The organism is Bacillus cereus group sp. BfR-BA-01382 (assembly GCF_022663475.1).
GTDB lineage: Bacteria > Bacillota > Bacilli > Bacillales > Bacillaceae_G > Bacillus_A > Bacillus_A thuringiensis_S.
Map to the genome: position 1 here is coordinate 1 of NZ_JAKUFQ010000064.1, position 15,163 is coordinate 15,163.

Here is a 15,163-nt window from a genome sequence, read left to right on the forward strand (position 1 = left end):
TTCTTTTTGCGGCTTTACTTGCATCTCCTTCTGCGGTTTTACTTGCACTTCTTTTTGTGTTTGTTGCATAGCTGGCTGCTGTGTAATTGGTGCTGATTGATACGTAACTTCTTCTTCATCTTCTATTCCAAGCGGAGTTGGTGTTGCTGCAAATTCTTTTTGCTGCACTTCTTTTACGTATTGCTTTGGAGGCGCTGAGCCTGCTCCAGCCTGTTGTTTCATATGAACACTCTTTGATGGCACTTTAATTTTCATACCTGGCATGATTAGATCAGGATTACTAAGTTGTGTATTTGTTTGTTTCAGCGTATCAAAATCCACTCCGTACTTTTTCGCAATTTTCCAAAGGGTATCCCCTTTTTGCACGATATGAATTTTCAAATTTTCCCCCTCCTGTATAACTTATCTATAAGTAACAAATCTCATGAAGTAACTCTTTCTAAATAACGTTAACTTCTTTTCACTTTCATCACTTCTTCGATTTTCAATATCATTTGAAGTGGAATAAGCATAAAAAAATCGCAATGATTTCTTCACAACAATGTATGCCCATTTCGTTCTCGTTATGATTATGTGCATGAAAAAAAGCAACGGGAATACCGTTGCTTTACACACGCTCTAACATACGATTTAATGCAAGAACCGCTTCTGCCGTTACTTGTTTATCTACACTAATAACATTAATTTCTTCTCCTCTTTCTATCGTTTCAAGTGCCCATAATAAGTGAGGCAGATCAATTCGGTTCATCGTTAAACATGGACACATAAATGGATTAAGCGAAACAATTTCTTTATCTGGATGTTGCTGAATAATTCGATTCACTAAATTCATTTCTGTACCAATCGCCCATTTGCTACCAGATGGCGCTGATTCAATCATATCAATAATATATTTCGTTGACCCTGCATAATCTGAAGCAGCTACAACTTCATAGCAACATTCTGGATGTACAATAATATTCATATCCGGATGATTTTTTCGTACATTCTCTATGTTTTTCACTGTAAAGTTTTGATGAACTGAACAATGACCTTTCCATAAAATCACTTGAATTTCTTCTATATCTCCATCGTACTCTAAAGAATCAGTATGCGGATCCCATACTGCCATTTTATCTAACGGGATACCTAAGTCGTACGCTGTATTTCTTCCTAAATGTTGATCCGGTAAAAAGACGAGACGTTCTTTTTGAGTAAACGCCCAAGATACCATTTGCTTTGCATTAGAAGAAGTTACTGTTGCTCCTCCGTTACGACCACAAAACGCTTTAATTGCAGCTGTAGAGTTCACATACGTTAACGGAATCATCGTATCTCCAAATAATTTCGTGAGCTCTTTCCACGCTCTTTCTGTTTGTTCAATATCTGCCATATCTGCCATCGAACATCCTGCACGCATATCTGGCAAAATAACGATTTGATCATCTGTCGTTAACATATCTGCTGTTTCCGCCATAAAGTGCACCCCGCAAAACACAATATACTTTGCGTCTTTATTGCTCGCTGCAACTTGCGCAAGCTGAAGTGAATCCCCTGCTGCATCTGAAAATTGTACCACTTCATCTTTTTGGTAATGATGTCCTGGAATGAATAACATTTTTCCCATTTTTTCTTTAATTTCATGAACACGCTTTTCCATATCTTCTTTTGACATCTTGTGATAACGCTCCGGTAACATCGTTTCAATTGGTTGCACTTTTTCTAAAATACTCATATTCCTTTCTCCCCCCTCTAAGCCACTTTCCTTATCCTTCAATATTGAAACTAATATCAAGTGCTTTCACTGAATGTGTTAACGCTCCAAGTGAAATATAATCTACCCCTGTTTTTCCGTATTTCGATAAATCTTCAATTGTAATGCCTCCTGATGCTTCCGTAACGATGGCACTTGGTACAATCTTTGAAAACTCTCTAATCTCATCTGGCGTACGGTTATCAAACATAATAATATCCGCACCAGCCGCTACAGCCTCTCTCACTTGCTCCTCCGTTTCTGTTTCCACTTCTACTTTCACCATATGTCCTAATTTTTCTTTCAGCGATGTAACAGCTTTCGTAATAGAACCCGCAAAGGCAATATGATTGTCTTTGATCATGACACCATCATATAAACCGAAACGGTGATTAAATCCTCCTCCGCACACGACTGCATACTTATCAAACATACGTAGCCCCGGCATTGTTTTTCGCGTATCACAAATACGTGTATGGCTGCTATCTAAAGCAAGAACCGCTTTACGCGTCATCGTCGCTATTCCGCTCATACGCTGGATAACATTTAATATAACGCGCTCTGCTGTTAATAACGATGCAATTGGACCTTGCACAGTTGCAATGATTTCGCCTTTTTCTACAAGATCCCCATCTTTTTTATGAAGCTCTACTTCAATTCTCTCATCTATTAATTTAAATCCCGATTCAATTACTAAACGTCCTGCAAAGACCCCTGTATCCTTCGAAAGAAACGTTCCTTTTGAAAGCAAGTTATCTGGAAAAATAAGCTGAGATGTTACATCTCTTTCTCCTATATCTTCTAAAAAAAATCGATTTAATGCTTCTTTCACTTTTATCGTGTTCATAAAGCCCCTCTTCCCCTCATCACACAAGTTGTAGTTTTCTCTTTACTCGAACAATCTCTTTCTTTCCTACATTTCTATCTGGATAATCACTCCGGTAATGCCCACCAATACTTTCTTCTCTTTGCAGAGCTGACACAACTATAAGCTCACAAACCGTTAACATATTAATAAGTGTTATCTCTTCATTCGTAAGAACATCATGTTGTAATATCATATTTCGAACACCGTACTTACTAAGCCATCTCTTCGCATAAGATAAACTTTGCTCTGTTCGCACAATCCCAACATATTTCATCATGCATTTTTGTATTTCTTCTTTCGTCGGTAAATGATTCAGAACGATAAACTTCGCTTCCTTTTCGGCTAGCATGCTCACCTTTTCTTTTGTCTCTCTAGATAAAATGTGTCGTCCGATTCTTTTTCCAAACACAAGACCTTCTAATAATGAATTACTCGCTAATCTATTTGCACCATGAACCCCATTACAAGCTACTTCACCGACTGCGTATAGGTTCGGAATAGACGTCTCTCCATCACAGTTCGTTTTCACGCCGCCCATGTGAAAATGAGTACCGGGCACGACTGGAATAAGTTTTTTATTTATATCGACTCCATTTGTTTTACATATCGATGACACGGTCGGAAAGCGTTGTTCAAAGTTTTGAATCATTTCGATGTTTAAGTACACTTTTTCACCCACAAGTAGCTGTTCATGAATAGCCCTTGCGACTACATCACGAGGCGCTAGATCCTGTTCGGAATGTATATCCATCATAAAACGCTGCCCTTTTCCATTTATAAGAACAGCTCCTTCTCCGCGAACAGCTTCGGACACGAGGCCGGAACAACGCCCACCCGCGTATAACATCGTCGGATGAAATTGTATAAACTCTAAATCTACAAGCTCTCCGCCTGCACGGTACACCATTGCAAGTCCATCGCCTGTAATTGTCTCATCATTAGAAGTAAAGGCGTATAAACCGCCAATACCGCCTGAAGCTAACACCGTATAATCTGCATTGTAACGTTTCAGTTCTCCTTTATTGTTACGAGTTAAAGCCCCAACACATTTATCTTTTTCTATAATAAAATCGAGCACCATTTCCTGTTCCACTACCGTAACGTATGGAGCTACTTCTTGAATAAGATGCTCTAATAAATTCTTTCCTGTTGCATCGCCACCTGCATGTAAAATACGACGTTTTCGATGCGCTCCTTCTTTTCCAAGATGAGGACCTGTTTCATCTCCATCAAATTTCATTCCTCTTTCAATAAGGTTATTAATTTCTTTCGGCCCTTCCTCGACTAAATAACGGACCACTTCTTCATTATTATAATGACACCCTGCTACTAACGTATCTTCAAAATGATCATTAGGATTGTCATATGTAGCTACCGCTGCGGCAATTCCACCTTGAGCTAAATGTGTATTATTATTACGTTTCGTCTCCTTTGTGATAATAATCACATTCTTTTCGTGACAAATCTCTTTTGCAACACGAAGTGCCGCAACGCCACTTCCAATAATTAAGACATCTGCACTTGGCATAATTGTTGCCTCCTACTTTACACTTTTCAACTGTCTTGACACCTATATTTACATAGTTTTAAAATAATGACAAGAGTTTTTTTATAATTCTTATTTTCACTACCATTTAAAAAGTAAAAGAAATGTAACTCTTACTAGAGAGAGGAACTTACATGATGATATATCTTGACTATGCAGCTACTACACCTATGAGCGAGGAAGCGTTACAAACATATATGAAAGCAGCTTCTCAATACTTCGGAAATGAACAAAGTTTACATGACATTGGAGGAACGGCTTCTTCTTTATTACAAGTTTGCCGAAAAACATTCGCGGAAATGATTGGTGGAAAAGAACAAGGAGTATTCTTCACAAGCGGTGGCTCAGAATCAAACTATCTTGCAATCCAATCACTTCTAAATGCCCGAAATAAGAAGCATATTATTACGACACCTATGGAACATGCATCCATTCGAAGTTATTTTCAATCTCTAAAATCAAAAGGCTATACGATCACTGAAATTCCTGTTGATAAAAGCGGACTCATTTGTTTAGTAGATTTAGAGGCATCTATTACAGAAGATACTGTGCTAGCAAGTATACAGCATGGAAACTCTGAAATCGGAACCGTTCAAAACATTACAGAAATCGGGGCAATTTTGAAAAAATATAATGTTTTATTTCATACGGATTGTGTGCAAACGTTTGGTAAACTGCCTATCCATGTTTTTGAGATGGGGATTGATAGTCTTTCTGTTTCAGCACATAAAATATACGGACCAAAAGGTGTCGGCGCTTGCTACATAAATCCGCAATCTCGCTGGGAACAAGTATTTCCAGGAACTTCTCACGAAAAAGGATTTCGCCCAGGTACAGTTAACGTTCCCGGCATCGCATCTTTTTTAACAGCTGCTGAAAATATATTAAAAACTCAATGGGAAGAAAGTTTACGTTTTAAAGAGTTACGATCCTACTTTTTAGAGCAAATACAAACACTTCCGCTAGAAATTGAAGTAGAAGGTCATTCTACTTCTTGTTTACCACATATTGTTGGGGTTACAATAAAAGGAATAGAAGGTCAATATACTATGCTAGAATGTAATCGTCATGGTATTGCCATTTCCACCGGAAGTGCTTGCCAAGTCGGTAAACAAGAACCTTCGAAAACCATGCTTGCAATTGGAAAAACGTATGAAGAGGCCAAACAATATGTCCGCTTCTCTTTCGGACAACAAACAACGAAAGATCAAATTGATACTACTATTCATGCACTACACACAATTGGAAATCAATTTTATAGAGGTGTTAAATCATAATGAAACAAAATGAACAAAAAAAGATTTTAGGTGAAGAAAGACGACAGCTTATCCTCCAGTGGCTTCTCGCTGCAAATGAGCCGTTATCTGGAAATGAACTATCGAAGAAGACAAACGTAAGTAGGCAAGTTATCGTGCAAGATATTTCCTTACTTAAAGCACGAAACGAACCAATTATTGCGACTGCTCAAGGCTATTTATATTTAAAGCCACAAGAGAAACAACAAGCTTTTGAACGCGTAATCGTATGCCAGCACAAACCAGCAGAAGTACGTCAAGAACTTACAATGCTTGTTGATCACGGTGTTACGATTAAAGACGTAAAAGTTGAGCATCCTGTATACGGCGATTTAACAGCATCTATTATGGTAAGTAATCGCTTTGATGTAGAACAATATTTACAAAAAATAGAAAACACAAATGCTTCTTACCTTTCGCAACTAACAGATGGTATTCACTTACATACAATTGAGGCCGATTCTAAAGAAAAGTTAGATGCTGCTTGCAAGGCACTGGATAAAGCAGGATTTCTCGTTTATTAATGTAAAGCACAGAGTTTTTATAATTCTCTGTGCTTTTTTAATGCTATAATATTGTAATCAATCGTAAAGGAGATCACTTATGGGAATTAAACTCGTTCACTTTAGCATTGGCAAACCGAAACAAATGAAATATAGCGAAGATAAAGAAATGATTACTGGTATATGTAAGGAACTTACAGAAGAAGCTTTCCTCTCAAAAGATGGATTCCTCGGCGATGACGTAGCAGATTTAAAACATCATGGCGGTCCTGATCGAGCTGTTTGTGTATACCCACACGAGCATTACGCACTATGGGAAGAGGAATTTCAAACTACGCTTCCAGCTTCCACATTTGGCGAAAACATTACCGTAACAAATATGTTAGAGCGTGATGTTTGCATCGGAGATACATATCAACTAGGTGAAGCAATCATTCAAGTGACACAAGCAAGAGTACCTTGTAGCACTATTTCAAAACGCCTCGGTATTCCTGGCATTTTGCCGCGCATTGTAGCAACTGGATTTACTGGCTACCTATGCCGTGTTCTTCAAGAAGGTACTGTACGTAAAGATTCTAAAATTACATTACTAGAACGTCAACCGAGCAATATTTCTGTGTTGTTCTCTAACGAAATCTATTTTCATAATAGAAAAGATAAAGATGGCATAGAAAAAATTCTTGCTGTTCCAGAACTAGCTGATATTTGGCGTGGTCAGTTAGAAGAGCGTCTTGTGAAGTTAAAATAAAGAATCCCACCAGGTAAAACAGTATTAAGTTCTGATATGCTCCCCATTAGGTAGACAGATAAAAAATAAAAATCTGTTTATCTAATGGGAGTATTTTTATTTTCTCTTCCTTCACGTCCAAACATATAAAAATATATTTCATATTATATATGGACAACCTTTAACCCTTATATATGAAGGGAGTGATTAGTTATGGCAGATTACTTCTTAAAAAATGGAAAAAAATATTATAAGAAAAATGATCATCCATGTAATTCTTCAAATTCAGATTCAACTAACTGTTTTATACAGAACTATACTATTTTCGGTACGGAAGATACCCCTCAAGATCTTGATATAACAACTGGAATTCCTCGAACTGTATTTGAAAACTTCACTAAAAATCATAATAAGACACTTATTAAATTTAGTTTCAGTCCTGCATTTGCAACAACGATTAGATTAACAATTGCAAGATTAAACCATCGCTCTCCACTTACATTTACCTTAACACCAGGAGATATTAAAACATTTTTAGTAGAAGATGTTTTGAGTATTACTTTCTCAGATACTGTAGCTCCATCTACACTTAATCTATTAATACAACAAACGAATTGTATTTGCTGCGGTAATTCGAACAATGATGAATCCTATTATTATAATAGTTGTAATGATGCGTACTAAAAACACGACAAAAGAGTGACCTATTCCTAACAGAAAGCCGTCCTAAAATATCTTTTAGGACGGCTTCTTTATTTTGCTAGCTTAATTACATCACTTACTCCAATAGAATCGATAGCTTACTCTGCCTCAAACCGATAAACAACTTTTCATTTCAAACAAGTTTAACAACAGCTCCCTTTACAACCAATAAGAAGAATAACTCCCCAGCACAGTAACAGAAAAACCGAGTGCTTCAAGTTCCATAGTTACGCCTGGCAATAATACGTCATCATACGCTTTATCGACATCGATTAAGAAAAAGTAATTTCCAAGACCTGTTTTCATCGGACGCGATTCGATTTTTGATAAGTTTAATTTTCTCCATGCGAAAGCTGATAACACTTGATATAGGGCACCTGCATAATCTGCAGGTAACGTTATCATAAGCGTCGTTTTCTCTCCGCGGTTCTCTCCGTTATTCGGGAGTACTGCTTTCTTTTTCTTATGGAGTACTAGGAAACGTGTGTGATTATTTTTATGCGTATGAATGCTACGCCTCACAATTGTTAATCCATATTTTTCTGCAGCTGCTTCATTTGCAATAGCGGCAATTTTCTCTTCAGGATGTTCTTTCACATATTGCGCAGCGGCACTTGTGGATGTCATATCTCGAACAGTTACTCCTTTTAATTCTTCATTTAAAAATTTATGGCACTGTGCAATGGCATGCGGATGAGAATGCACCGCATATACTTCATCCCACACTTCTGCATACTGCGGATGTACAAGTAAATGCTGCTGAATTGGTACTGTAATTTCTCCTACAATGGAAAGCGGCTGCTCATGTACAAGGTAATCAACCGTTATATTCACTGAACCTTCTATTGCATTTTCTAACGGTACAACTGCGAAGTCTACATTTTCATTTGCAGCTGCATCTATACAATCTGGAATCGTTCGATACGGTACATGCTCTGCTTCCGGAAAAAAACGACTCACCGCCATATTTGTAAATGTTGCTTCTGGTCCTAAATATCCTACTCGAATCATCGTCTTTTCCCCTCTTTTTCGTTTTCTTACTGTTATACCATACTTTTTTATATTCTTCTATGCAAATTTCGAATATTAAAAAAAGACTAGCTTTCGCTAGTCTAAATGTTTCTTATATTCTCTTTGAGCGAAGAAGAAATAAATGATACATGCTGCGATATAAAACAGAATGAACAAACCTACTTTTCTTAATGATCCATCCATAAAAAGCGTATTATGAAACGTATATAACGCAACTGCACTATGCATACTCCCTACTATAATTGGCGCAAAAAATAGCATACATAATTGCCAACGAGAAATTTTCCATACTTCTTCCTTCGTCATTCCAAGTTTAGAGAGTGCACCATACTGCTTTCGGTCCGATGCAATATTATGGAACCATTTAAAATACACGATACTACATGAAGTAAGAAAAAATAATATACTAATAAATGAGCCTACAAATAGAGTAATATCGCCGCCTTCTTTCATATTTACATATAACTCCATATTGCTTCGAAATGCATTATTATCTTGTTTCATATGTTTCCGTAAATCTTCATTTAATTTCTTCGTCTTTTCGATATTTGGTAATGTGTAGCCTCTATATATCATTTTTTCAGAATCAGGAACCTGATTTGCTATACTGTCAAAATCTTCATCATTCATAACGAAGAACAGACCATTAATGTACGAGGGATGATGGTTAAATTGAACACCTTCTTTCTGACCGTTAAATACGAATTGATATGGTTGATTCATTACTCGCAATTGAATCTCTTTTTGATTATATACATTCGAATTATTGTATTTATTATAATAAACGAGTGTCACTGTACCTTTTTTAGGACGATACGTTTTCTGTTTTTGTTTCCTCGCTTCTTGGTTATATTCACTTTCTTTTATAAGCGGTGCTATTGTTGTTTCTCCCTTATTAGACTGAAAGGATGCATACACTCCAATAAAACTCATATATTGAAAATCATCATACTCATATTGATGCAGTAATTTTTCAACCGCACCTTCTTCAAAGACTTCATGAGTAGAAATACCTTTTTCTATGTACGAAAACGAGTGTATCCCTCCAGTTCGCCACATATCTTGCATGCTAGAAAAATATAAGAACACCGTACCTGTTGCTGTAACTACAAACGTCGTTGCCATAGACATCAGAAAGAAAAAGCGACCATTTTCCTTCATTCGATGTGACAATTGATTCACTATAAATAAATACGGATATGTATACATAATCTTTTTATTTCGCTTTATCATTTCTAACACTTGGGTAGCACCATGCGCGAAAGAAAAGTACGTTCCAAAAAAGACAAGTATAGACACAGGGAAAAAGTATATCGCTATCGTAGCCATCGTCACTTGTAGCGCCAACGCATACCCGCCCACTAAACAAGCAAAACCGAATAAACAGAGCCACTTTGATGTTTTCTTCTCTTTTTTATCTGTTCGAAATTCTTTCAATAACCGAATGATTTTTATATTCCATATACGTAAAGCACTTATAAAAGATAATAGAATAAAAACGACTATATATGTAATAAATGTTACACCAATCGCCCTTACGTCAAATATGACAGGCAGTTCTTTCGGAAGCCCCAGTAACATACTAAATACCATAAAAAAGAGTTTTAAAAATATCATACCAAGCCCAATACCGAAAATATTCGCGAAGACCCCAATTAAAATTTGCTCGGTCATAATCACTCCTATTACGTTAGACTTCGTTGCTCCCATTAACATATATACCCCTAATTCTTTCTTACGTGCTTCTATGAAAATAGAAGTAGAGTACAAAATAAATATGACGAAAAAAGAAATGATTATAACATTACATATGATAAGTCCCCAGCGTACGTTTTGATACCACATCGTCTCTTGCATATATGGATGCACAATGACAGACATATATGCGTAAGAAGCAAATATTGCAAAACAACTACTTAAGAAAAACACTTTATAATTACGCCAATTTCCTTTTATATTTTGCAGCGCTAGTTGCCGAATGTTCATCTATCGTCCTCCTGTAACTTACTACATAGGCAAAAAGCTAGAGATTCCCCTAGCTTTTTACGTGTTTTAAATATCCTCTTTGCGCGATCATAAAGTAAATGGCAGAAGCTAAAATGTATGCTCCAATTACAAGCGCACCTGATTTCCACAAATCAATATAAAGCATTTTCCCTAACGTATGAAGAGCAACTCCACTATGAATGGAACCGATTAAAATTGGGATAAAGAAGATAACTCCCATTTGTCGAATCGCAATTTTGCGAATTTCTTTATCTGTCATACCGATTCTCTTTAACGATTTAAATTGAATACGATCTTGTTCTTTATCGTTAAACCATTTAAAGTATGTCATACTACAAGCGAAGAAGAAGAACAGTACTGCTACGAAGAAACCGATGAACATTGTAATTGCTCCACCTTCTCTTATATCCTTATACGCAAACACTGAATTTCTCAATTCTCCTTGCTTTTCTGGTGCAATTTCATTTTTCAAATCTAATACAAGATCTTCTGTACTTTTCCAATCCTCAATATAATAACCGTAATATTTCCTCTTTTCTTCATCTGGTACGAGTTTTGCATATTTCTCAAAATCTTGATCATTTACAACGAGATATTCACTATCATTAAAAACAGAATACTGCGTTGGGGCATTTAATTGAACAGACTGCTTTTGTCCGTTAATTGTAAATTCATACGGTTTCGTACGATCTATCTTCATCAGTTCATTTGACATATCAACCATAACCATCGTTGCACTACCCATTGCATTATGAATTTCTGAAGGTTGCTCTCTCTTTTGTTTACGCACTTCCGCATTATATTCTTTTTCTGAAATAATCGTCATCGGTACTTCATGTTCACTATTAAACAACGTTATTTTCTGTGTTGCTGGTAGTTTTATGTATGTTACTTTTCGCGCATCTTCAAACCCGTGTCTCTTCACAAGCTCCTGTACCTTTTCTTCATTAATAAGGCTATATGTATTTAACCCCTTTTCCTCATATGAGATAGCATGTGGTGTAAGTTCTACCGTTTTCGCACTCAAATTTTCAAAATATACGTAAAGCGTGCCAACTGCCGAGGATACAATCGCCGTAATAATAGAAATTACAAATAGAAAACGAGCATTATCTTTCATTTTATAAATAAGGTTGCTAAGAACAAACATATTTGGATACGTATAGAAAGATTGCTTTCTTTTTTGTAATGCTTTTAATACAACTGTACTACCTTGTGTAAATAGTAAATACGTTCCGCCAATTGTCAGTCCTACCACCGGTAAAAAGAGGATGATGAAATTCAGAAACGTTACTTGGAAGCTAAGTACATATGCAGCAATAATACATCCTATACCAACTACACTTAACCATGTAAATGCAAACGGCTCTACTTTTTGCTTTCTTGCTTCTCTTAATAAATCAATAATTTGCAAGCGTCCTACTGTCCAAACACTAAATAATGATAGGATTAAAAATAGAATAAAGTATACACCAGCTGTAATAAGAACTGCTTTACTATTCCAAACGAGTGGAAGTGTCTTATCTATTTTCAATAATACGCTTAACGCTTGGAAAAATAATTTTGAACAAAGCATTCCAACCCCAATACCAACTACAATTGCAATACCACCTAACATCAGTTGTTCTAATATAATCATTCGGCCGAGCTGCGATTTCGTTCCGCCTATTAATGTTAGTAGACCAAACTCTTTTTTTCTTGCTCGTAAAAACGTTGAATTTGCATATAAAATAAAGAGTGCCGAGAAGATGACCACAATATAATTCATCGATTCTAATCCTTTTGTAATCATCTTTCTCATACTAATATTACCGCTTACGACATCTGGATGATAAATAAAAGAAGCATACATGAAAAATACGACAATCGATAAACAACTACTTATAAGAAACGCTTTATAGTTACGCCAATTCCCTTTTACGTTATTAAGCGCGAGCTGGCGAAAGTTCATGATATTCTCCTCCTAGCATCGCAAGTACGTCCAGAATTTCTTGGAAAAAGGCTTGTTTCGTTCTTCCTTTATGTATTTCTGAGAAAATTTCTCCGTCGCGAATGAATAGAATACGTTCGCAATAACTCGCTGCTACTGGATCATGCGTTACCATTGCAATTGTCACTTTCTTTTGTTCATGTAAGTCTTGCAACGCGCTCATTAATGATTTTGCTGACTTCGAATCTAAGTTTCCAGTCGGCTCATCTGCTAAAATTAACGTAGGCTCATGAATAATCGCTCTCGCAGCTGCTGCACGTTGCTGTTGTCCGCCTGATACTTCGTATACTTTTTTATTTAAAATTTCTTCGATGTTTAAAAACTTCGCAATTTCCAGTACTTTCGCATCGATTTCATTTACAGATTTCTTCGCCATTACAAGTGGTAAAATAATGTTTTCTTTAATAGATAACGTATCAAGTAAGTTAAAATCTTGGAAGATGAACCCTAAATGTGTACGGCGAAACTCCGCTAATTTTGCAGCACGCATTTGATTAATTTCTTCCCCATTTACAAGCACATGACCTGAAGTTTGCTTATCAATTGTCGCCAATAAATTTAAAAGCGTTGTTTTCCCGCTTCCCGAAGGACCCATAATCCCTACAAATTCGCCTTCTTCTATTTTAAAATTTATATCGTTTAAAGCAGTCGTCGCTACTGAACCTTTTGATTGGTACACCTTCGTTAATCCTTTTACTTCAAGAACACTCATTTCTAATCCCCCTATGTGTTTTCTTCTTACATTTACTATAAGAAAAATAAGAAAAAGAAACGAGTGATTTCCCTTACAAAACGTTTTGTTATCTTACAGTTTTGTCATTTTTCTCATCAATGTATGATATTCTTCATCTTTTGCAAATTGGAACGTGAATGTTGTCCCTTCTCCTTCAGCCGATTGAACATACATTCCATGATGTAAATTATCGCAAATTTCCTTCGTAATATATAAGCCCATCCCAGTCGCTTCTCTCGTTTTACGTCCATTTATTCCCGTAAAGAATGGGTCAAATATGCGCTTTACGTCTTGCTCTGGAATACCAATTCCATTGTCCTTAATATGTAATAACACCTTTTGATTTTTCTCTTCAATTTGAAATTGAATTTCTTTTTTCTCTACCGCTGAAATTTTGGTATACTTGATTGCGTTTACAACAATTTGACCTATAGCAATGCTCAGCCATTTTCTATCAGATGCAACCATACAAGTATCTTCTTCAAACATCACTTTCGGGAATACAGACGATTGAATGAAGGATTTTCGGTTTTCATTAATAATACCTCGCACGATATCTATAACATTTACTACTTCTACCTTATAATCTTTCGCAAACTGCTCTAGTCTTGCCATATGTAACGCTAAATCTAACCCATTTAGTATACGGTTATTTTCTTCACGGATACTTTCAACTGTTACTCTTGCCTCACGATGCTCTTTGCCAAACTTCTGCAACAATAATTCAATAACAGATACTGGTGTTTTCATTTGGTGAATCCATTGGTTCATAAATATCATTTGCTGTTGCTCTTTCGCATGCTGTTTATGAATTTCATTCATATATTGCTGTCTTAATAACGTAAAAGATTCAACGACCATTTCTTGCTCTGATGTATAAGATTCATCAATAAGTAAAGAGTCATGTAATGTATTTCCGCCAGTAACGTACTTTTCGATCCTCTTTAAAAACACACTCCGTTTTCGATAATCGTAAATGAGGTATACAGTAAACACAACTGTTCCTAATAAAAGTCCATATAACCACGTACTCCAATCAATGGATTTCTTTTCTAAAAGACTTTGCAACTGCAAAACGAGCCCAAATAAACAAAGGCTAACAATATAAGAAAGAATTAAAGGAAAGCGATCCACGAGGTAATTTTTAACCTTCATGCCCTTCGCCCCACTCCGTAAGAAGCGCATAACCATATCCACGTTTCGTTACAATTGCATTTTTAATGCCTAGCTCTTCTAGTTTCTTCCTTACACGTTTTACATTTACGGTTAATGTATTATCATCCACAAATGCTACTTCATCCCATAGAGCTTCTAACAGTTCTTCACGCGTTACATATTGATTCACCTGTTTCATTAAACACTCTAATAAGTAAAACTCATTTTTTGTCAGTTCAGTTTGTTGTCCCTGCCACTCAACGATATGCTGGGACGGGAATAACAACAGTCCATTTACACCTAAACAATCACTCTCAGCAGCAGAGGCATACTCTCCATAGCCACGGCGAAGCGCACTCTTCACCTTTGCCATTACGATATCTAAATGGAATGGCTTCGTAATATAATCATCGCCGCCATTTTCAATCGCCATCACTTGATCCATTTCCCCTGTTCTTGCAGAAACAAAAATAATCGGCGCATTCGATACAGTACGAATTTGACGACACCAATAAAAACCGTCAAAGTACGGTAAGTTAATATCAAGTAACACAAGATGAGGATTTATTTTTACAAACTCATCTTTTATATGACGTAAATCACTTGCTCTAAATGATTGATAGCCATACCTTTCTAAATGCTCCTCTAATATTCCCGCAATTTTCTCATCATCTTCTACAATTAATATTTTATACATGTTCTTTTTCTCCCCATAAAAGAATTCTTCTACATTTACTCCTTTTTCCATTATAAATTGAAAATTTAATTAGTGGGGATTTTTCCCTATAATAATCTAACTATTGCAATATAAAGTGATACTTTAATCAGTGGAGGTTCTACGGGCAAATAGTGGGATAAAAAAAAGACTGCCAT

At 36.2% G+C, this 15,163-nt stretch carries 14 protein-coding genes; 4 read left to right on the plus strand and 10 right to left on the minus strand.

Going from position 1 to position 15,163, the window contains the following annotated elements:
* The 4 genes from safA to nadB form a co-directional block, all read right to left on the minus strand.
* The coding region (gene safA / locus MR160_RS21915) for a SafA/ExsA family spore coat assembly protein (RefSeq protein WP_242298061.1) at positions 1–381 on the minus strand (381 nt) is incomplete at its 3' end.
* Between the two features lie 226 nt (positions 382–607).
* On the minus strand, positions 608–1,714 hold the full coding sequence (gene nadA / locus MR160_RS21920) for a quinolinate synthase NadA (RefSeq protein WP_000025283.1): 1,107 nt from the start codon (positions 1,712–1,714) through the stop codon (positions 608–610).
* Positions 1,715–1,745: 31 nt separating this feature from the next.
* Positions 1,746–2,579: a carboxylating nicotinate-nucleotide diphosphorylase gene (gene nadC / locus MR160_RS21925; protein ID WP_001092241.1), complete on the minus strand. Its 834-nt coding sequence runs from the start codon at positions 2,577–2,579 to the stop codon at positions 1,746–1,748.
* Between the two features lie 19 nt (positions 2,580–2,598).
* Positions 2,599–4,128, minus strand: coding sequence for an L-aspartate oxidase (nadB, locus tag MR160_RS21930; protein WP_001138543.1), 1,530 nt, complete (start codon positions 4,126–4,128; stop codon positions 2,599–2,601).
* 152 nt (positions 4,129–4,280) lie between these two features.
* Here nadB and MR160_RS21935 point away from each other — a divergent pair, with 152 nt between their 5' ends.
* From MR160_RS21935 to MR160_RS21950, 4 genes are all read left to right on the plus strand, one after another.
* On the plus strand, positions 4,281–5,423 hold the full coding sequence (locus MR160_RS21935) for an IscS subfamily cysteine desulfurase (protein ID WP_000973781.1): 1,143 nt from the start codon (positions 4,281–4,283) through the stop codon (positions 5,421–5,423).
* Positions 5,423–5,965 (plus strand): transcription repressor NadR, encoded by a 543-nt coding sequence (locus MR160_RS21940; protein WP_000812273.1) that lies wholly within the window; start codon positions 5,423–5,425, stop codon positions 5,963–5,965. Before MR160_RS21935 ends, MR160_RS21940 begins: the two co-directional genes overlap by 1 nt.
* A gap of 79 nt (positions 5,966–6,044) precedes the next feature.
* Entirely contained in the window at positions 6,045–6,692 is a 648-nt protein-coding gene (locus tag MR160_RS21945; RefSeq protein ID WP_000511662.1) for an MOSC domain-containing protein, read from the plus strand.
* 192 nt (positions 6,693–6,884) lie between these two features.
* Positions 6,885–7,355 carry a hypothetical protein gene (locus MR160_RS21950; RefSeq protein WP_000796366.1) on the plus strand — a complete coding sequence of 157 codons (471 nt, stop codon included), beginning with the start codon at positions 6,885–6,887 and terminating at the stop codon, positions 7,353–7,355.
* Positions 7,356–7,532: 177 nt separating this feature from the next.
* On the opposite strand, the gene pheA is transcribed toward MR160_RS21950, so the two are convergent.
* The 6 genes from pheA to MR160_RS21980 form a co-directional block, all read right to left on the minus strand.
* On the minus strand, positions 7,533–8,384 hold the full coding sequence (gene pheA / locus MR160_RS21955; RefSeq protein WP_000621701.1) for a prephenate dehydratase: 852 nt from the start codon (positions 8,382–8,384) through the stop codon (positions 7,533–7,535).
* Between the two features lie 96 nt (positions 8,385–8,480).
* Complete coding sequence (locus MR160_RS21960) at positions 8,481–10,391, minus strand: ABC transporter permease (RefSeq protein ID WP_242298063.1); 1,911 nt, start codon at positions 10,389–10,391, stop codon at positions 8,481–8,483.
* Positions 10,392–10,440: 49 nt separating this feature from the next.
* Positions 10,441–12,363 carry an ABC transporter permease gene (locus MR160_RS21965; protein ID WP_001011408.1) on the minus strand — a complete coding sequence of 641 codons (1,923 nt, stop codon included), beginning with the start codon at positions 12,361–12,363 and terminating at the stop codon, positions 10,441–10,443.
* A complete protein-coding gene (locus MR160_RS21970; RefSeq protein ID WP_000114530.1) occupies positions 12,338–13,114 on the minus strand; it encodes an ABC transporter ATP-binding protein in 777 nt (258 codons plus the stop codon). The genes MR160_RS21965 and MR160_RS21970 overlap by 26 nt, the downstream gene beginning before the upstream one ends.
* Positions 13,115–13,207: 93 nt before the next feature.
* Positions 13,208–14,290 (minus strand): HAMP domain-containing histidine kinase, encoded by a 1,083-nt coding sequence (locus MR160_RS21975; RefSeq protein ID WP_000865417.1) that lies wholly within the window; start codon positions 14,288–14,290, stop codon positions 13,208–13,210.
* Positions 14,280–14,987: a response regulator transcription factor gene (locus tag MR160_RS21980; protein ID WP_002082113.1), complete on the minus strand. Its 708-nt coding sequence runs from the start codon at positions 14,985–14,987 to the stop codon at positions 14,280–14,282. The genes MR160_RS21975 and MR160_RS21980 overlap by 11 nt, the downstream gene beginning before the upstream one ends.
* Between the last annotated feature and the right edge of the window lie 176 nt (positions 14,988–15,163).